General features: G+C 59.5%; 17 protein-coding genes. All 17 read left to right on the top strand.

From position 1 onward, the window contains the following. The first annotated feature begins 4 nt into the window (after nt 1–4). The 17 genes from AC1965_RS10975 to AC1965_RS10895 all read left to right on the top strand — a co-directional run bounded on the left by AC1965_RS10975 (nt 5) and on the right by AC1965_RS10895 (nt 18,951). The gene (locus tag AC1965_RS10975) at nt 5–877 is read left to right on the top strand and encodes an ABC transporter permease (protein WP_483883908.1); all 873 of its coding nucleotides are present in this window, start codon (nt 5–7) and stop codon (nt 875–877) included. Next, nucleotides 874–1,872, top strand: coding sequence for an ABC transporter ATP-binding protein (locus AC1965_RS10970; RefSeq protein ID WP_483883907.1), 999 nt, complete (start codon nt 874–876; stop codon nt 1,870–1,872). The genes AC1965_RS10975 and AC1965_RS10970 overlap by 4 nt, the downstream gene beginning before the upstream one ends. Then, nucleotides 1,869–2,900: an ABC transporter ATP-binding protein gene (locus tag AC1965_RS10965; protein ID WP_483883906.1), complete on the top strand. Its 1,032-nt coding sequence runs from the start codon at nt 1,869–1,871 to the stop codon at nt 2,898–2,900. The genes AC1965_RS10970 and AC1965_RS10965 overlap by 4 nt, the downstream gene beginning before the upstream one ends. Further along, a complete protein-coding gene (locus AC1965_RS10960) occupies nt 2,897–4,327 on the top strand; it encodes an ABC transporter substrate-binding protein (protein ID WP_483883905.1) in 1,431 nt (476 codons plus the stop codon). Before AC1965_RS10965 ends, AC1965_RS10960 begins: the two co-directional genes overlap by 4 nt. 1 nt (nt 4,328) lies before the next feature. Beyond that, the gene (locus AC1965_RS10955; RefSeq protein ID WP_483883904.1) at nt 4,329–5,774 is read left to right on the top strand and encodes an amidohydrolase family protein; all 1,446 of its coding nucleotides are present in this window, start codon (nt 4,329–4,331) and stop codon (nt 5,772–5,774) included. Further along, nucleotides 5,771–6,430 carry an aspartate/glutamate racemase family protein gene (locus tag AC1965_RS10950; protein ID WP_483883903.1) on the top strand — a complete coding sequence of 220 codons (660 nt, stop codon included), beginning with the start codon at nt 5,771–5,773 and terminating at the stop codon, nt 6,428–6,430. Before AC1965_RS10955 ends, AC1965_RS10950 begins: the two co-directional genes overlap by 4 nt. A gap of 8 nt (nt 6,431–6,438) precedes the next feature. Further along, nucleotides 6,439–7,362 carry a dihydrodipicolinate synthase family protein gene (locus tag AC1965_RS10945; protein ID WP_483883902.1) on the top strand — a complete coding sequence of 308 codons (924 nt, stop codon included), beginning with the start codon at nt 6,439–6,441 and terminating at the stop codon, nt 7,360–7,362. Beyond that, on the top strand, nt 7,362–8,135 hold the full coding sequence (locus AC1965_RS10940; protein WP_483883901.1) for an SDR family oxidoreductase: 774 nt from the start codon (nt 7,362–7,364) through the stop codon (nt 8,133–8,135). The genes AC1965_RS10945 and AC1965_RS10940 overlap by 1 nt, the downstream gene beginning before the upstream one ends. Before the next feature lie 172 nt (nt 8,136–8,307). Then, nucleotides 8,308–9,369: an extracellular solute-binding protein gene (locus AC1965_RS10935; RefSeq protein WP_483887033.1), complete on the top strand. Its 1,062-nt coding sequence runs from the start codon at nt 8,308–8,310 to the stop codon at nt 9,367–9,369. A gap of 68 nt (nt 9,370–9,437) precedes the next feature. Further along, entirely contained in the window at nt 9,438–10,556 is a 1,119-nt protein-coding gene (locus tag AC1965_RS10930) for an ABC transporter ATP-binding protein (protein ID WP_483883900.1), read from the top strand. Further along, on the top strand, nt 10,546–11,412 hold the full coding sequence (locus tag AC1965_RS10925) for an ABC transporter permease (protein ID WP_483887032.1): 867 nt from the start codon (nt 10,546–10,548) through the stop codon (nt 11,410–11,412). The genes AC1965_RS10930 and AC1965_RS10925 overlap by 11 nt, the downstream gene beginning before the upstream one ends. After that, complete coding sequence (locus AC1965_RS10920; RefSeq protein WP_483883899.1) at nt 11,409–12,263, top strand: ABC transporter permease; 855 nt, start codon at nt 11,409–11,411, stop codon at nt 12,261–12,263. The genes AC1965_RS10925 and AC1965_RS10920 overlap by 4 nt, the downstream gene beginning before the upstream one ends. Nucleotides 12,264–12,619: 356 nt before the next feature. After that, entirely contained in the window at nt 12,620–13,678 is a 1,059-nt protein-coding gene (locus tag AC1965_RS10915; protein ID WP_483887031.1) for an ABC transporter ATP-binding protein, read from the top strand. 113 nt (nt 13,679–13,791) lie between these two features. Next, entirely contained in the window at nt 13,792–14,913 is a 1,122-nt protein-coding gene (locus tag AC1965_RS10910) for an extracellular solute-binding protein (RefSeq protein ID WP_483883898.1), read from the top strand. A 157-nt stretch (nt 14,914–15,070) separates the two neighbouring features. Further along, entirely contained in the window at nt 15,071–16,816 is a 1,746-nt protein-coding gene (locus tag AC1965_RS10905) for an ABC transporter permease (RefSeq protein WP_483883897.1), read from the top strand. Nucleotides 16,817–16,820: 4 nt separating this feature from the next. After that, a complete protein-coding gene (locus AC1965_RS10900) occupies nt 16,821–17,999 on the top strand; it encodes an ABC transporter permease (RefSeq protein WP_483883896.1) in 1,179 nt (392 codons plus the stop codon). Between the two features lie 280 nt (nt 18,000–18,279). Beyond that, entirely contained in the window at nt 18,280–18,951 is a 672-nt protein-coding gene (locus AC1965_RS10895) for a hypothetical protein (protein WP_483883895.1), read from the top strand. Nucleotides 18,952–18,953 lie beyond the last annotated feature (2 nt).

The following is an 18,953-nucleotide window of genomic DNA, read 5'->3' as shown; positions in this document are numbered from 1 at the left end:
GCGCATGACCCGTTTTCTCCGCTCGGAATTCTTCCATAATTATACCCGCAGCAGTTCTGCAATCATTGGCAGCGGGCTGATGGCCTTCTTTGCTTTTGCCGTGATCGTAGGGCCGTTTCTGGTGGATAAGAACCCCTACGACATCGCATCGCTCAACTTGATGGACAGCTACAAACCGCCCGTCTGGTTGCAGGGCGGCGACCCGCAATTTGTGCTCGGCACGGACGGGCAGGGGCGCGATGTCTGGGCCTCCATCCTCTACGGCGCGCGCATCTCGGTGTTTATCGGGTTGGTCGCAATGATCGCGTCCTGCACCATTGGCACCGTTCTTGGGCTGATCGCAGGGTTCTACGGCGGGATCATCGATTCCGTGATCATGCGGATTGCCGATATCCAATTGTCTTTCCCCTCCATCTTGATTGCCCTGTTCCTGATGTCGGCGGTAGGCACCGGTGTCGATAAGGTGCTGATCGCGCTGACGGCGGTGGGTTGGGTTGTCTATGCCCGCACGGTGCGCGGCTCCACCCTGTCAGAGATCGAAAAGGAATATGTGCAAGCGGCCAAGGTCGCGGGCCTGCCCAACCGCAAGATCATCCGCAAACATGTGCTGCCCAACGTCCTCACCCCGCTGATCGTGATTGCCACCATTCAGGTCGGCACATTTGTCCTGATCGAAGCCTCGCTGAGCTTTCTCGGCGTGGGCGTGCCGATCACCCAACCCTCGCTGGGACTGCTGATCAAAAACGGCTTTGACGTGTTGTTCAGCGGATTGTGGTGGACATCTGTTTTTCCGGGGGTGGCGATTATGATGCTGGTCTTCGGGATCAACCTGTTTGGCGATTTCCTGCGCGATGAACTGAACCCGAGGTTGAAATGATGGATATAGCTGCGGACAAAACGCTGCTGTCAGTGCAGGATTTGCGGACATACTTTCACACGTTCTCCGGTACGGTACGGGCTGTAAATGGCGTCAGCTTTGACATCGGCAAGGGCGAGATCATGGGCCTCGTCGGCGAAAGCGGCGGAGGCAAATCCGTGGTGGGGTTTTCGATCCTTGGTCTGATTGACAGCCCTGGTAAGATCGAAGGCGGGCAAATCCTGTTTGATGGCGAGGATCTGGTGCAGGCCGGTGAAACCCGGCTGCGCGACGTGCGCGGGCGCGATATTTCGATGGTGTTTCAAGACCCGATGACATCGCTCAACCCGTTGCACACAGTGGGCAGGCAGATGGACGAAGTACTGAGCCTGCACACCGATCTGGACGCCGCCGCGCGCAAGCAGGCCTGCATCGACATGCTGGAAAGCGTCGGTATCAGCCGCGCCGCTGAACGTCTGGGGGCCTATCCGCACCAATTTTCCGGCGGGATGCGTCAGCGGGTTGTCATTGCGATTGCCATGCTGGCACGTCCCCGTCTGATCATCGCGGATGAACCGACAACGGCGCTGGACGTGACCATTCAAAGCCAGATCCTAAAGCTGATGCGCGCGCAGATCGCGGACAAGGGCGCGTCGATGATCCTGATCACCCACGACCTTGCCGTGGTGTCGGAAATGGCAGACCATATTACCGTGCTTTACTGTGGCAAGGTGGTGGAACGCGGCCGAACCCGCGATCTGATCGAGGCACCGGCGCATCCCTATACGCGCGGGTTGATTGACAGCATCCCCGATCCGACCAACCGTCACGACAGGCTCAAGCAGATCCCCGGTGCGGTGCCCGACATTCGCAACCTGCCCAAGGGCTGCAACTTTCGTGATCGGTGCCCCCGCGCCCAGGCACGTTGCTCTGAAAAAGAACCGGAACTCACGATGCAGCACAACGCGCTCTGGGCGGCATGCCATTATCCATTATCCCCGGGAGAAAGCGCATGAACGACACGGTGCCAATGCTTGATGTGCGCGACCTTGAGATGCATTTTGACATCGGGGGCGGGGTGCTTGATCGCCTGCGGCTCAGCCGCAAGGGCATCCGCCTTGACCGCCCCGTTGTGCGGGCGGTGAACAGGGTCAGCTTTCGCATCAATCGCGGAGAAATCATGGCGCTGGTGGGCGAAAGCGGCTGCGGCAAATCCACGGTCGCCAAGACAATTGCCCGGATTTACAAGCCGACGCATGGCCAAGTGCGCGTCGATGGCGAAGATATTGCAAACTATGGTTTTGCCCAGATGCTGCCGGTGCGGTCGCGCATGCAGATGATCTTTCAAGATCCCTACGCTTCGCTTAATCCGCGCCAACGGGTGCGCGACATCGTGGCCGAACCACTGCTAGAGCAGACCAAGTCTGCGACGGATCGCAAGGGCGTCGCGGCAAAGACCGAGGCGCTTTTGGCGAAGGTCGGGTTGAATGCCGAACACGCGGGCCGCTACCCGCACCAGTTTTCCGGTGGACAACGCCAGCGGATCGGCATCGCGCGCGCTCTGTCGGTGACACCGGGCCTGATCATCGCGGATGAACCCGTTTCGGCGCTAGACGTATCTATCCAGGCGCAAATTCTGAACCTGATGATGGATTTGCGCGATGAGTTTGGACTGGCTTACCTTTTCATCAGTCACGATCTGTCCGTGGTACATCACATCGCGGATCGGGTGGGTGTGATGTACCTCGGCTTTATGGTCGAAAACGCGCCGCGTGACGTGTTGTTTTCCAACCCACGCCACCCCTACACGCGCGCGCTGCTCTCGGCGGCGCCCAGCATCAAAGCGAAACGCGACAACGAAGAAATCCCGCTGTCGGGCGAAGTCCCATCGGCGTTGCACCTGCCGACGGGTTGTTGTTTTCGCACCCGCTGTCCTTTTGCCTGGGACCGCTGCGCACGCGAACGGCCAGCGCTTAAGGACGTCGGAGACGATCAGACCGTTGCCTGCCATTTGGTCGACGAACCGCAGAGGGACAAGCTATGACAGTGATTGCACAGGCCCGGCTGGGGCTCCACGACCCGCATGACTGCACAGACGCCAATGACGAACTGACGATCTATCACGCGATCTATGACACGTTGGTGCGCCGGGTGGGACAAGATTATGTACCGCATCTGGCAATGGGCTGGTCTGTGTCTGGCGACGCAACCGAATGGACATTTCATTTGGAACCCCACGTGCAATTTCATGACGGCACACCGTGCAATGCGCAGGCGGTCGCGGCCTGCCTTGCCCGAATGGCGCGCGAGGACAAAGGCTATACCCTTGGCGCGCCGGCGGTCTGGCGGCAGTATCTGGGCGGGGCACGGTTTGACGTGGTGGACGACATCACCTTGATCGTCACACTTGCGGCACCGATGGCCGATCTGCTGGATGTCTTGGAGCAGGGTTTCATCGTCGCCCCCTCCGCATTTGGCGCGCTGGACGCCAAGGATTACAGCGCACAAGTCGGATCAGGGCCCTATCGGCTGACCTCGGTTGCGTCTGACCGCATCACGGCAGAGCGGTTGGATGATCACTTTGGCGGAGTGCCGGCCAATCCGACGGTGACATGGCAACTGGTGCCGGACGCGGCCGACCGGCTGAAGCTGCTGCAACAAGGCACTGTGCAGGTCGCCAACGCATTGGATTTCCAAGCGTCGCGCAGCTTGGGCGACGCGCGGCACGAATTTCTATCACCTGTAGCAATCATTTATCTGCTGAATGCGGCACGTGGTCCGCTGTCCGACGGGCGGGTGCGCAAGGCCCTCAGCCTGGCAGTGGATCGCGATGCCATCGTTCAGACTGTGATGGCGGGGGCAGCACGGCCCCTGCGCGGCTTTGTCAGCCCAAATCATTACGGGGCCGGGCAGGGCGGTGGGACAGTGCTGGACCGCGACAGCGCGCGGCAACTGCTCGCAGCGGCGGGTTACGGCGATGGCCTGACCCTGGACGTAGATTGCCCCACGCGCCTGCCGGACGAAGCCGATCGCCTGACGGCGGCCTTGGGCGAACAACTGGCTGAAGTGGGCATCACGCTCAACGTCTTTGTGCATCCAGAGCGCGAGGATTATGCACATATGGTCCGCCGTAAGGAAATCCGCGATCTTTGCGTCTTTGATTCCAGCCCGATGAGCACCTACCGTGTGCTTTATGAAAAAATTGATCAGCGCGTGTCGGGGGCGTGGTGGCAGGGCTACGCCAATGCCCAGATCGAGGCGCTGATCGACAAGGGGCGCGTGACGGCCGACCGCGATGCGCGGGCAGCACTCTGGCGCGACGCCTATGCGCTTTTGCAGCAAGATCCGGCATGGCTTACGCTTTACAACCCTTTGAAGGTCATCGGCTTGGCCGGATCACATCCGGGCTTTGCGATGCCTGCGGACGGTGTCATCGACGTGCCGCGCCTTCCAAATCTGAGCGGGGGTTAACATGCGCGTAGATACTCTTTTGGTGGGCGCGACAGTCGTGACCATGGACGCAGATCGGCGCGTCATCAATGACGGTGCCGTAGCGGTACACGAGGGAGCCATCGTCGCTGTTGGGCCAGCGCCCGAGCTGCGCGCCAAGATAGACGCCGCAGAGGTGGTCGACGGCACCGGACAGATCATTATTCCCGGTCTGATCGACGTACACGCCCACGCGGGCCATGGGCTGATCAAGTCGATGGGGATGCATTCCGGGAACCGTTGGGAAGAGATTTGCGGCGAGGTCTATACCCAAGCTTCGCCGCCCGAATACTGGTACGCCGAGGCCCGTCTGGCGGCGCTGGAAAGGCTGCGCTTTGGCGTGACAACGGGGGTGTCGCTGCTGGGCGGTGGTGATACGATCATGCGCACGGATTTTCCCGACTACGCGGCGGCCCATTGCCGCGCGGTTGTCGAAGTTGGCACCCGCAGCATGGTCGCCGTCGGCCCGACACGCGCGCCACACCCGCAAATCTATGCCGATTGGCAGGGCGGCCAGCGCAGGCCCTATGACGTCAGCTTTGATCAACAAATGCAGACCTGCCGTGACGTTGTTGATACTTGGCACGATACCCATGCGGGGCGCATCACCATCGCCATGCTCTACCCCGTCCTGCGCGACGAACACGAACGCGATATGACGCCAGACGATTATGCCACCGCGTGCACGCAGGCGAAGACCGTGCGCGCCTATGCCCGCGACAGGGGGCTGGTGTTCACGCAGGACGGGCATTGGCGCGGGTCCATTCGGCGGGCCGAGAAACTGGGTCTGCTGGGGCCGGAGACGCTGTTGTCGCACTGCATTGACCTGCACGCGGATGAAATTGATCTGATCGCTGCCAGTAATACCAAGATTGCCCATAACCCCTCGGCCAATGCGTCGATCATGGGGCGCTGCCCGGCGATCGAGCTGATGGCGGCGGGGGCCTGTGTGGCACTGGGATCGGATGCCACAGCACCTGACCGGTCGGGCGATATGTTCCGCCACATGCAGCACGCGATGCATTATCACCGCACCCATTTCCGTGATGCCTCGGTCCTGCCTATCGGCCAGGCGCTTGAGATGTGTACCATCGGGGCGGCACGTGCCTTGGGGCTGGCGGATCGTACGGGGTCGATCGAGGTGGGCAAGGCGGCGGACCTGACAATGGTCGACCTGCGCCGCGCGCATCTCTACCCGCCCAACATGGCACTGCACCGGCTTGTGTGCTTTGCCAATGGCAACGATGTGGCGATGGTGATGGTTGGCGGTGAAATCGTGCTGCGCGACGGGCGGGCCACACGGGTGAACGAAGACGACATCCTTAACGATGCGGCCACTCAGGCGGCCCAGATGATCGCTCGGATCGGCGCGCAGGCGGACCTCGACCTGCCGCCGGATTTTTGGGGACCGAAAGGAATTCAAAGATGACAATCTACGTGGTGAACCCCAACAGCAGCCAGCATGTGACCGACGGCATCGACCGCGCCGTTGACCCGATGCGCGCCGCCAGTCCTGTACCGATCGCGGCCCATACGCTGGCCAAAGGCCCCCCGGGCATCGAAAGCCAGGCTCATGTCGACGGTGTCGTGGCACCCTTGCTGGCCCATTGCGCGGGATTAGAGGCCGACGCCAGTGCCTTTGTCGTGGCCTGTTATTCTGATCCCGGGCTTGCTGCCCTGCGCGAACAATCTGCGCATCCGGTCTTGGGCATCGCCGAGGCGTCCATCCTCACTGCGATGACGATGGGGCAACGCTTTGGCATCATCTCGATCCTGTCCAAAAGCATCCCCCGGCACATGCGCTATGTCGGCGCGATGGGGGTGATGGACCGGCTGGCCGCCGATATGCCTCTGGAACTCGGGGTGCTGGAACTTGCCGATGAAACCCGCACCTTTGAGCGGCTCAAGGACGTTGGCACCCGCCTGCGCGACACGGCGATGGCGGATGTCGTGATCCTGGGCTGCGCGGGCATGACCGCCTTTCGCACCGATTTAGAAAACCACCTCGGCGTTGCCGTGGTCGAACCCTGCCAGGCAGCCGTCGCCATGGCAATCGGCCGCGTCGCGCTACAAATGACACGATAGGACAGACCATGACCCAACTCACCACTGCCGCGCGCGGCGTCTTCGTGATTGCCGTCACGCCTTTTTATCCTGACGGCCAGATCGACATGCAAAGCTGCGACCGCATGGTTGATTTCTATCTTGAGGCCGGGGCAACCGGGCTGACCGTGCTGGGGATGATGGGGGAGGCGCCCAAGCTGACTGTCGAGGAATCGCGCGGCGTGGTTGCGCGTATCCTTGCCCGTGTCGCGGATCGGGTGCCAGTGGTGGTCGGCGTGTCGGCCCCCGGGTTTGCCCAGATCGAAACGCTTACACAGATGGTGATGGATCTGGGCGCGGCGGGCGTCATGGTGGCGCCACCGGGCAGCTTGCGCACCGACGATCAGATCGTGACCTATTATACCCAAGTGGCCGAACTGATCGGCGATGTACCTTTTGTCCTACAGGATTTCCCACTGGCAACGGGGGTGCAGATGTCGACGTCTGTCATCGCCCGGATCGTCAATGCCCTGCCGACCTGTGTCTGCCTGAAACACGAAGACTGGCCTGGCCTTGAAAAGATCACGACCCTGCGCCGCGCCGGCGTGCTTGACCGGCGCATCTCGATCCTGTGTGGCAATGGCGGGCTGTTCCTGCCAGAGGAAATGCAGCGCGGCGCCGATGGGGCGATGACGGGCTTCGCCTATCCCGAAATGATGGCCCGCGTGGTCGAACACCACGCGGGCGGTGATATGGACCGGGCGCGCGACATCTTTGATGCCTACCTGCCGCTGGCGCGGTTCGAACAGCAGCCGGGCATGGGGCTGGCCATCCGCAAATATACGTTGGCCAAACGCGGCGTCATTGCCCATGCCGCCCTGCGCAAACCCGGTAACACACTGTCCCCAGCGAGCGTGCAGGAGGTCAATCTGCTGATCGCGCGCCAGGAAAAACGATTGAAGGAGCTGAACTGATGGATCTCGAACTAACCGGCAAACGCGCGCTTGTGCTCGGCGCCAGCCGCGGCCTTGGGATGGCGATAGCACAGTCTCTGGCCAACGAAGGGGCGATTGTCTTTGCCGCCGCGCGCAGCGTTGACAAGATTGAGGCTTGGGTCAAAGGGACATCGGGTGACATCCGCCCGGTGCAACTGGATCTGGCAGATATCGACACCGTGAACGCCGTGGTTGACAGCTTACTCAAAGAGGGCGGTGTCGATATTGTTGTGAACAATGGCGGGGGGCCACCGCCCGGCACCGCGCAGGGTGCAGAACGCACAGCATGGATTACCCATTTTGAGGCAATGGCCGCAAATCTGTTCCACCTCACCACACGCCTGTTGCCCGCGATGAAGGAACGCCAATGGGGCCGCGTGATCTCTGTCACGTCATCGGGGGTAGAGCAGCCGATCCCGAACCTTGCCCTGTCAAACGGCATCCGTTCGGCAGTCGTCGGCTGGTCCAAAACCCTTGCAGGCGAAGTCGCGGGTGACGGGATTACCGTGAACGTCGTCATGCCCGGCCGCATTCACACCCAGCGTGTCGATGAGTTGGACGCCGCGGCGGCCAAACGCACACAGACAGAGGTCGACGAGGTCGCCCGCCAATCCCGTGCGGCCATTCCCGCCGGCCGCTATGGCAAGCCGGAGGAGTTTGCTGATGTCGTGACGTTTCTTGCATCGGCCCGCGCGGCCTATGTGACAGGGTCGCGTATCCGTATCGACGGCGGGTCGATCAAATCCGTCTGACCCGCGCGCGCAAGGGCATTGTTTGAATGTAAAATAGATGTACTAATCGCTTGGGGTAAGCTTGGAAACTGCATGTTGTCATGTAAGTGTCATACCGGGCACCTAAAGACGGGGAGTCCAGAAGTTGCGGCAAGGTTTGCCCTTCTTGGCTGGAGAAATAAGGAATAAAATGATGAAATCGACACTGATCCTTTCCACTGCTGCCGCGCTGTTGCTGTCATCGGTGGCCGCACAGGCAGAGACGCTGCGCCTGCTGACATGGGGTGGCTACGCCCCGGACGAGGTGATCGCCAAGTTCGAAGAACAGACCGGCCACACTGTTGAAGTGACCAAATCCAACAATGAAGAAATGATCGCCAAGCTGCGCGCGACCAATGGCGGCGGTTTCGACCTTGCCCAGCCCAGCCAGGACCGGATCGCCGGCCCCCAGGCTGAATTTGGTATCTACAAGCCGCTGGACATGTCCAAGATCGAAACCGGGCTGTTTATCCCCTCGATGCTTGAAGCGACCAAGGGCAACACCACTGTCGAAGGCGAAGTCTATGCCGTGCCGCACATCTGGGGCACCTCCGGTCTGGTCGTGAACACTGCCCAAGCACCTGGCGTCAAAGATTACCTTGATCTGTGCGGTCCTGATGTTGCGGGCAAGGTATCGTACCGTCTGAAACGCCCGACGCTGATCGGTTTTGCCTATTCCATGGGTCTTGACCCCTTTGCCGCCTATGGCGACGAAGCAGCTTACAAGGACATCCTTGATCAAGTTGAAGCCAAGCTGGCCGAGTGCAAAGCCAACGTCAAAACCTACTGGGACGGCGGCGACGAGTTGAAGAACCTGATGCGCTCGGGTGAAGTTGTGGCCTCGATGGCCTGGGACACCGGCGGATGGCAGCTGAACGATGACAACGCCGATATCACCTTTGTCGCCCCTGCCTCTGGTGCGCTGGGCTGGATCGACACATTTGCATTGCCCGCACGCGGCCGTGCCGATGAAGCGGCCTATGCTTGGATCAACTTTGTCATGCAGCCCGAGATCGCGGCGATGATCACCACCTCCGCTGGCAATTTCACGGCCTCCCAAGGCGGCGACGCGGGCGTGGATGACGCGCTCAAGGCCAAGTACCAGGCCAGCTTCCCACAAGAAGCGATCGACAATATCAAGTGGTATCCGTCTGTTCCCGCAGGGCTGGAGGCGCTGGAAGGTGCCGCATTGGACCGGATCAACGCGGCCAAATAAGTGCCGCGAAATCGATGACAGGGAAGCGCGGCTCTCGCGCTTCCCATTTTTTATGAAGGCCCAATCTGATGTCGCAAACCCCCGACCTCGAATGCCGCGCGATTTCGAAGAATTTTGACGATTTCCAAGCGGTGAAAGACGTCAGTTTCAGCGTGCCGCAGGGGACGTTCTTTTCCATCCTTGGGCCGTCAGGCTGTGGCAAGACGACGCTGCTGCGCATGATCGCAGGTTTTCAAAAGCCCTCAAGCGGCGACCTGTTGATCAAGGGCAAATCGGTGCTCGACGTGCCCCCCAACAAACGCCCTGTGTCGATGGTGTTTCAGCATCTGGCGCTGTTCCCGATGATGAACATCGGCGCCAACGTCGGATTTGGCCTGCGTCAGCGCGGTGTAAACAAGACGGATATCAAGAAACAGGTTGAACGGGTGCTCGAACGCGTGGGTCTCGGCGGGGTGGCGGATCGGCCCGTGGCCTCGCTATCGGGGGGGCAGAAACAGCGGGTGGCGATTGCACGCTGCATGGTGCTTGAACCGGATGTGCTGCTGCTGGACGAACCGCTTGGCGCGCTGGACCTAAAGCTGCGCGAACATATGAAAATCGAACTGAAACAGTTGCAGGCCGAGTTTAACACGACCTTTGTCTACATCACCCACGACCAATCCGAGGCCTTGGTGATGAGCGACCAGATCGCGGTGATGAACCACGGCGTGTTTGAACAGTTGGGCACCGCCAAGGAGCTTTACTACGAACCCTCAACGGCCTTTGTCGCCGGATTTGTCGGCGAGGCAAACCGCTTTGCCGCCACCGTCGACGGCGTGACCGGCGACGTGGTCCAGATGGTCACCAGCGAGGGCCGCGCGCTGCGTGGTGTGGATGCCGGGCGCGGGTTGGCGCGCGGCGACAGCGTTGATGTCTTCGTGCGGCCCGAGGCGGTGCGCCTGTCGCGCAGCGCCGCAGATGTCGCGCATCTGGGCAACACGGGTGACGGCAAGGTCGAAACCATCCTGTTCAACGGTGCCAACAGCCAGTTGCTGCTGCGCGATCAGGCGACCGGGACCGAGATGAGCATGGCCTTGCCCCAGACAGGAGAGTTTCGCGATCTGGCGCAGGGCGATGTCATTTCCTTTGGCTGGGAGCCGCAGCAGACACGCGTGTACCGCAGGGCAGGGGGCGATGATGGCCTCTGATCGCTCAAAATTGACGTTCTGGCTGCTGATGGCACCGCTGCTCATCTGGCTAATGACGCTGATCATCCTGCCGCATGTCGGCATGTTCTTGGTATCCCTGCGCGAAAAGGTCGGCGTGCGCGAATACGAGACGAGCTTTGCCAACTATGCGGTGTTTTTCAACGAACCGCTTTACTGGAACACCTTTGCGCGCACCGCCTATATGTCGATTGCCGCGACGGCACTGACCCTGCTGATCGGGTTTCCGATTGCCTATTACATCGCCAAACTCACACGGGGCCGCACCAAGACGACGCTGTTCTTGATGTGCCTGATCCCGTTCTGGGTCAGCGAGCTGGTGCGCACTTTTGGCTGGATGATCCTGCTGCGCGAAACCGGTGTGTTTTCAAACCTGCTGCAATACCTCGGCCTGGTCGCGGGGCCGGTCGAAATGCTGTATAATGATGCCGCGATCATGACGGGGCTGGTCTATACCTCGATGCTGTTCATGGTGGTGCCGCTCGTGACAACGCTCGACAGTCTCGACGACAGTCTGATCGAGGCGGGCTATGATTTGGGCGCCAGTGGATTTACCATCCTGCGCGAAATCGTGATCCCCCACGCCATGCCCGGCATCGTGTCGGGGTGCATCGTGGTCTTCATGCTTAGCCTTGGCAATTACCTCACCCCGATCCTGCTGGGAGGCAAGGACAGCCTGTGGTTCACCGGGCTGATCTATAGCCAGTTCATCACGCGGTTTAACTGGGAACTGGGGTCGGCGTTTGGGTTCTTGTTGCTGGGCTTGTCGTCCTTGATCGTCTTTGTTGGCCTTAAACTGTCGCGGCAATCGCTGGGCAAGACGATGGCCCAGACATGATTACTGGCATCCCACAAAGCGGCGCGTTCAAATGGACCTACCGGGCCTACGTCACGCTGTTTTTCATATATCTGGCGCTGCCGCTGGCAACGGTCTGCGTCTTTGCCTTCAACGACAGTGTGTTTCCATCCCTCCCGTGGGAGGGATTCACCTGGGCCTGGTTCTTTGGCAGTGACGCGCCCTATATCGGCGTGTTTCACGAACGGCCCATCTTGCGGTCGATCATAACCTCTGGCGTTGTCGCCTTCTGGGTTTCACTGCTGGCCGTGCTGGTAGGCACCTGCAACGCCTTTCTTTTCGTGCGCCACGACTTCCGCGGCAAGGGGCTGCTGTATATTCTGATGCTGTTGCCGTTGATCATCCCCGGTATCATCCTGGGCATCTCGATCCTTGTGTTTTCGTCCTCGGTTGCCAATACCCTCGAAGACGCGACTGGCCTGTGGTTCGATGGGCTGCGGCCGGGGTTGATACTGGTGGTTCTGGGGCAGTTTTCATTCATCACAACCTTTGCAACGCTGGTCATTTCCGCGCGCCTGCAAAAGTTTGACACCAGCCTCGAAGAGGCCGCGCTGAACCTCGGCGCGACAAAAATGGGCGCCGTGCGTGCTGTGACCTTGCCATTTCTCTATCCGGCGATGGGCGCCGCGGGGGTGGTCGCCGTGCTGATGAGCTTTGAGAATTTTAACACCACACTGATGCTCGTCGGGTCCGATGCGCCGCTGACCATCACCATGTTTGACCGGCTCAAGCTGGGGTCGACCCCGGTGTTGAACGCGGTGTCGCTGTTGCTGATCGTGGTGTCGGCCCTGCTGGGGCTGGCCTCTCTTCTGCTGCAAAAGCGCGAGGACTGAGGGCGGATCCGCTCAATCTGTGGCGGGCCGTTGTTCGGCCGCATTTGGTTTTTTGGTCGTAAATTTGCACAACCGTGGCACTAGGCCGCGCCTTAAATCCCACAACCTGTGCGGTCGCCGCCGGACATTTGCCCGGCGCACGCATGGGGGCTGGGCAAATCGACCGATGTGCTTTGCAATTCAGCACAAATGACCTGCGATGCCGCGAAACGTCGATAAATTGCCGCATTAAGGTTGCAGTTTGGCGGCTGGCGCGTTTTACTTGTCTCAATAACCAGAATTAATCTGGGCCTAATAACAGGGAGCGGAACTTGGGACAAAGTTCAGGAAGCGACGCGTTCGTCGAGTTTGAACGCGTGCAGAAAAGCTATGACGGCGAAAACCTCGTTGTCAAAGACCTCAACCTTTCGATGCCTAAAGGCGAGTTTCTCACGATGCTCGGGCCATCGGGTTCGGGCAAGACAACGTGCTTGATGATGCTGGCCGGGTTCGAAACCGCGACCCACGGCGACATTCGCCTTGGCGGCACGTCGATCAATAACATCTCGCCGCACAAGCGCGGCATCGGCATGGTGTTTCAGAACTACGCGCTGTTCCCGCATATGACGATCGCGGAGAACCTCAGCTTTCCTCTGGAGGTGCGCCGCATCGGCAAATCCGAGCGGGAAGAAAAAGTCAAACGCGCGTTGGACATGGTTGAAATGGGTGCCTTTGGTGGCCGCCGTCCCGCGCAGCTTTCGGGCGGGCAACAACAGCGTGTCGCCTTGTCGCGTGCGCTGGTGTTTGAACCTGAACTGGTGCTGATGGATGAACCACTGGGCGCCCTCGACAAACAACTGCGTGAAAAGATGCAGTTTGAAATAACCGATCTGGCCCACCGTCTGGGTATCACCGTCGTCTATGTGACCCATGACCAGACCGAAGCACTGACCATGTCAGACCGGGTTGCCGTCTTTGAAAATGGCCGCATTCAGCAGTTGGCACCACCCGACAAGCTTTATGAAGAGCCGGAAAACAGTTTCGTGGCGCAGTTCATCGGCGAAAACAACACGCTCGAAGGCACCATCAAAGAGATCAAGAATGGTGTCGCGCTGGTGCAGCTCGACGATGGTGGGCTGATCGACGCCAAACCAATCAACGTATCAAAACCCGGCGAGCGGACACGGGTGTCGATCCGTCCGGAACGGGTGGAGATCAACAAAGAACGCCTTCAGGAAGGCGCGCATACCCTCAAGGCGGAAGTGCTCGAGTTCATTTATATGGGCGACATCTTCCGCACGCGCCTTCGGGTTGGCGGCAAGGATGATTTTGTCATCAAGACCCGCAATGCCCCCGATCAGGTGCGTCTTGTACCCGGTCAGCAGATCGACATCGGTTGGCTGCCCGAAGATTGCCGCGCGCTCGACGCGGCCTAGGGGCACATCTTTCGTCTGCCTTTCGCGGCGGGCGATGAATACGCGGTCGGTAGGGTTTTGCCCGTACCGTCTGGCCGCGGGTTTCACGCAACGGGCACAATAGGGAGTTAACAATGAAACTAACGAATATTCTTCTGACGACGTCGGCACTGACCCTCGCGGCAGGCACGACGTGGGCTGACAGCCATGCAGCAATGTCTGACAGCATGACAATCGTCAGCTGGGGCGGGGCATACCAGTCATCGCAGCAAAAGGCATACTCCGAACCTTATATCGCGAACAACGCGGGTGTTTCGGTTTCGTGGGATGAAAGCTCGAACGAGGCCGTGGCCAAGCTGCGCGCCATGAACGAGGCCGGTAACGTCACATGGGATCTGGTCGACGTCGTGGCCTCCGATGCCATCCGTCTGTGTGACGAAGGTCTCGCAATGGAAATCGACGCCGACAAAGATCTGGCAGCGGCACCCGACGGCACATCTGCGGAAGATGACTTTGGCGACCTGCTGGTCTCTGACTGCTTCATCCCTCAGATCGTGTATTCGACGACATTTGGTTACCGCACTGACATGGTGCCAGAAGGTGTCGAACCTCCAAGCAAGATCTGCGACGTTTTTGATCTTGAGACATATCCGGGCAAGCGTTCGCTGGAAAAACGTCCGATCAACAACATGGAATGGGCGCTGCTGTGTGATGGCGTTGCCAAGGACGAGGTCTATGACGTTCTGGAAACGCCAGAAGGTCAGGAGCAGGCACTTGCCAAGCTCGACACGATCAAGGACAGCGTGATTTGGTGGTCTGCCGGTGCCGATACGCCACAGTTGCTGGCCGATGGTGAAGTGTTCATGGGCTCGACCTATAACGGGCGCTTGTTCTCGGTGATCGAAGAGCAGGATCAGCCTGTTGCGATGATGTGGGACGCCCAGGTATTCGACCTTGATGGCTGGATCGTGCCCGCAGGCCTGCCAGAAGATCGTCTGGCTCGCGTCAAGGATTTCTTGATGTTCGCGACAGACACTCAGCGTCTTGCCGATCAGGCCAAGTATATCTCCTATGGTCCGGCACGCCTGTCTTCGGCACCTCTGGTTGGTAAACATGCCGACCTCGGGATTGATATGGCTGAGCACATGCCGACAGACCCGGCCAACGCCACCAACACGTTCCTTTATAACTACGAGTTCTGGGCCGACTACCGCGACGATATCGACGCAAAGTTCCAGGCTTGGCTGGCCAAGTAAACGGGTAGCGTGCGGACCATTTGGTCCGCGCGGCTTCCTTTAATGCGCCGGGCGGGCCACTGGTCCGCCCGGATGACCACCAACCGCAATCACATGGATTGCAGGCAACCATACCGCGATTGGCCAACGGGGCCAGAACGCGACGAAGGGCAGACATATGAGTGATCTCAAAGCGACCGGTCCCCAGACAGCATCTGCACCCACGCCCGAGGACGCGCTCCACGCGGCGCAGTCGCCAGATGGCGACAAATCGGGTCCGGTACTCTCTGCGGATGGCACGCCACTGAAAAAATCGCTCAGGCGGGCCTTGCGCGCGCAAAAACTGCGCGCCCTTGCACTGATCGCGCCACTCTTGATTTTCGTGCTGGTCACATTCATTGCCCCCATCGGCTCGATGCTGTTCCGCTCTGTTGAAAACCAGATCGTGTCGAACACTCTACCGATGACCACGACCGAGCTTGCCCAATGGGATGGCACCAGCAACGAACTCCCTGATGAACAGGTGTTTGAAAACCTGTTCTTTGACCTCTTCTTTGCCGCCGAAGCCAAACAGCATACGCGCCTTGGCACCCGTTTGAACTATGAACAGACCGGCGTCTCGTCCCTGTTCCGCCAATCGGGCCGCAAGTTGGACGACATCGGAGAATCTTATCAAGACCCACTGGAAGACCTGAACAAGGCCTGGAAAGATAGCGCTGTCTGGTTTGAACTTATGACCGGGACAGGCGAGGGCGCCGTTGATTTGCTGGAAGCGACCCGCTCCCGGTACGATGCGCTGACCACCTCATCCTCGAGCGCGGATATCGGGTTTGTACCGGGCGCTGACATCACCCGTATCCTGCCGAAAACCGCGCGGGCCTATACCGCCTTTGCCGTTTTCACCGTCGAGGCGGATGGCGACGTGGTCGCCAAGGAAGACCCATGGGAGGCGGTCTATGCTGCCCTCGGGCTGGATCTGACCGCCGATGGCGCCGCCGAAGCAATCGCCAGCTACAGCGGTCCTCAGGCTGCGTTGCTGCAACAGGCAGCGGAAAATGCCGACATCTTCCCACAGCCCGACTTCAAAGCCGCGTTTGTCGGTTTTGACGAGGACTGGGGTGATCTTCGGACATGGCGTACCTTCCAGACCTACAGCCCGAATTATACAAACGGCTATTTTCTGAATGCTGTCGACATGCAGAAAACACCCGACGGTTTTGCCGCACGCCCGGAGAACCAGCAAATCTATATCCTGCTGTTCAAGCGGACGATCTTCATGTCGCTGATGATCACGGCCTCTTGTGTCCTGCTGGCCTATCCGGTGGCGTGGATACTGGCCAATCTGCCGGCCCGCACAGCCAACCTGCTGATGATCCTTGTGCTGTTGCCGTTTTGGACATCCCTGCTGGTGCGCACAAGCGCCTGGAAGGTCATGCTGCAAAATCAGGGGGTGATCAACGATGTGCTTGTCTGGCTTGGTATGGTGTCGGACAACGACCGTCTGGTGATGATCAACAACCAGTTCGGCACGATCGTCGCGATGACACATATCCTGCTGCCGTTCATGATCTTGCCGATGTATTCGGTGATGCAGACGATCAATCCGACCTACCTGCGCGCCGCCAAATCGCTGGGCGCGACAAATTGGACAGCTTTCTGGCGGGTCTACTTTCCGCAATCGGTGCCGGGCATCGGGGCGGGCAGTATCCTCGTCTTCATTCTGTCGATCGGCTATTACATCACGCCCGAAATCGTCGGCGGCACCACCGGGACGTTCATATCGAACCGGATCGCCTACCACATCTCCAGCTCTCTTAACTGGGGTCTCGCGGCGGCGCTTGGCACGATCCTCTTTGCGGTCGTCCTTCTATTGTACTGGGCCTACGACAAGATCGTCGGCATTGATAACGTGAAGTTGGGATAAGAAAATGGGCACATTTACACCGCTGAAAAAGCAGCCCTTTACATTTTTCGGCCCGGTCGTTGCCGCGGCCGGGGCCGTGATGGGACTGTTCGTGGGCACCGCAAAGGACGCTTCGCTGATCGGGGTTCTGCTGGGGGCCTTGGTCTGCACCGCGCTGGCCTATCTCTTTGCCGAGGTCTGGCGTCAGGAAAAACCGGCGCGCTGGCTGGCCATTGCGGGCTTTGGCGCGTCGGGATTTGCCGTTGGCGGAGTTTCGGCGGCGATTGTCGGACTGTTGTTTGGCTGGTTTATCGGCTGGTTCATCTTCTGGCTGTCCGAGGGGCGCTATCGCGGCCATCTGCCGCCATACCTGACCGCAGGCCAGGTGCTGTGGCACTATACGTTCCGCGTGATCTGTGGGTCGATCTTTGTGTTTCTGATCACGCCGATCATCGTGGTAATCCCCCTCAGCTTTAACGCTGAAAACTTCTTTACCTTCACGCCCGAAATGCTGCGCTTTGATCCCGACGGCTATTCACTCAAGCACTACCGCGACTTCCTGACCAATTCGGAATGGACAGGTGCGGTCTGGAACTCGGTCAAGATCGCCCCGGTGGCCACGCTGATCTCGGTCAGCCTTGGCACTTTGGCGGCCATCGGCCTGTCACAAAGCCATGTGCCGTTCAAACGCGGGATCATGGCGATCCTGATCTCGCCGATGATCGTGCCGCTGATCATCTCGGCAACGGGGATGTACTTCTTTTACTCTTCCATCGGCATCCAGGGCACCTATTGGGGCATCGTGCTGGCCCATGCGGTTTTGGGTATTCCCTTTGTGATCATCACCGTCACTGCCACATTGGTCAGCTTTGACAACTCCCTGACCCGCGCAGCGGCCAACATGGGGGCCAACCCGATCACGACATTTTTCCGGGTGCAGATGCCGCTGATCCTGCCCGGTGTGATCTCGGGCGGGTTGTTCGCCTTTATCACCTCGTTTGACGAAGTGGTCGTGGTTATCTTCCTCGGCTCCGCCGAATGGCAAACGCTGCCGTGGCAGATGTTCACCGGGCTGCGCGAACAGATTTCGCCAACAATCCTCGCCGCGGCAACGATCCTTGTTGCGATTTCCATCATGTTGCTGGCGACCGTTGAAATGCTACGCCGCCGGTCCGAACGGATGCGCGGGCTTAGCCCCAGCTAAGGCATATCCAAGAATGGCGCGCCGCGCAGGCGCGCCATTTTCGAATTACCAAGCCCCTATTACCTATCTCGCACGCGCGACGCGGCACCATTCGACGCTATGGCGCACCTGCACCTCGACCGCCGGCGGATGCGATCATTTGGCACCTGTACCGTCGGGGGGTGACAGAAGCGCGCCAAAGCGGCATTATCACAGGCAGTAAGACCCGCGTCGAAATTTTGTCGGATGCGGCCAAAGACGAATTTATTGAATACCGATCATTGAACAGGGGAGTTTCGAAATGCGGCCCTATGTTACTATTCATCTATTGATCTTGCGGGGCATGGCGCTGTGCCTGGCGCTGGCAAGTCTGACCGTGATGACCGCCACCTCGGCCATGGCCCAGGACGAGGGCGAATACACTTCCGGTGAGGACGACTATGGCGACAATCCAAACGACGATGTTGCCCCGGGCGCATCCCGCAATCCCTACGACATCGACAAGACGCCCCGTGCCACACCCGAAGCGACCAGTTCTGTCACCACCGCAATCGCGGGGTCCTACGCGTTCTGCGTAAGGGCGGTTGCGGCAGAGTATCTGGTCGATTGCCTTGGTGAACAGCTCAAGGTGATCACGCAGTCGATGTCCAACACAGGCGATTATGGCGAGGCGCGCAAGATCCTTGAGGATACCTCCAACAAGCTGCGCAAACTCGCAGCGGCCAACGCAGCACCCAATCTGCCAAGAGTGCGCGTGAAAAGCAAAATCAACAACAAAGCTGTGGCAACCAAGCCTCTGACGCCAGTGCGCAAAGAGGCCGTCAAACAGGTCAATGCTCAGGCTGCCGACATTCTGGCAGAGGCGGAAACCAAGCTCCTGCGCTCTGCGGGAAGTTCGGACCGCCGGTTGATCGCCTATGCCCAGATGGCCAAGGCGGTCGGATCGAACAAGACATTGCTGCGGTCTGCGTGATG

The sequence above is a fragment of the Sulfitobacter sp. KMM 9851 genome (assembly GCF_057178245.1).
Note: the sequence above shows the minus strand (reverse complement) of the source record. Positions and strands in the feature narration are given on the sequence as shown.

Excerpts from the sequence above, each read along its gene's own strand:
- AC1965_RS10975 (WP_483883908.1), top strand. The coding sequence starts at position 5 with ATGACCCGTTTTCTCCGCTCGGAATTCTTCCATAATTATACCCGCAGC.
- AC1965_RS10925 (WP_483887032.1), top strand. The coding sequence starts at position 10,546 with ATGGCCTCTGATCGCTCAAAATTGACGTTCTGGCTGCTGATGGCACCG.
- AC1965_RS10910 (WP_483883898.1), top strand. The coding sequence starts at position 13,792 with ATGAAACTAACGAATATTCTTCTGACGACGTCGGCACTGACCCTCGCG.
- AC1965_RS10955 (WP_483883904.1), top strand. The coding sequence starts at position 4,329 with ATGCGCGTAGATACTCTTTTGGTGGGCGCGACAGTCGTGACCATGGAC.
- AC1965_RS10935 (WP_483887033.1), top strand. The coding sequence starts at position 8,308 with ATGAAATCGACACTGATCCTTTCCACTGCTGCCGCGCTGTTGCTGTCA.
- AC1965_RS10945 (WP_483883902.1), top strand. The coding sequence starts at position 6,439 with ATGACCCAACTCACCACTGCCGCGCGCGGCGTCTTCGTGATTGCCGTC.
- AC1965_RS10950 (WP_483883903.1), top strand. The coding sequence starts at position 5,771 with ATGACAATCTACGTGGTGAACCCCAACAGCAGCCAGCATGTGACCGAC.
- AC1965_RS10920 (WP_483883899.1), top strand. The coding sequence starts at position 11,409 with ATGATTACTGGCATCCCACAAAGCGGCGCGTTCAAATGGACCTACCGG.
- AC1965_RS10905 (WP_483883897.1), top strand. The coding sequence starts at position 15,071 with ATGAGTGATCTCAAAGCGACCGGTCCCCAGACAGCATCTGCACCCACG.
- AC1965_RS10900 (WP_483883896.1), top strand. The coding sequence starts at position 16,821 with ATGGGCACATTTACACCGCTGAAAAAGCAGCCCTTTACATTTTTCGGC.
- AC1965_RS10930 (WP_483883900.1), top strand. The coding sequence starts at position 9,438 with ATGTCGCAAACCCCCGACCTCGAATGCCGCGCGATTTCGAAGAATTTT.
- AC1965_RS10970 (WP_483883907.1), top strand. The coding sequence starts at position 874 with ATGATGGATATAGCTGCGGACAAAACGCTGCTGTCAGTGCAGGATTTG.
- AC1965_RS10965 (WP_483883906.1), top strand. The coding sequence starts at position 1,869 with ATGAACGACACGGTGCCAATGCTTGATGTGCGCGACCTTGAGATGCAT.
- AC1965_RS10940 (WP_483883901.1), top strand. The coding sequence starts at position 7,362 with ATGGATCTCGAACTAACCGGCAAACGCGCGCTTGTGCTCGGCGCCAGC.
- AC1965_RS10960 (WP_483883905.1), top strand. The coding sequence starts at position 2,897 with ATGACAGTGATTGCACAGGCCCGGCTGGGGCTCCACGACCCGCATGAC.
- AC1965_RS10895 (WP_483883895.1), top strand. The coding sequence starts at position 18,280 with ATGCGGCCCTATGTTACTATTCATCTATTGATCTTGCGGGGCATGGCG.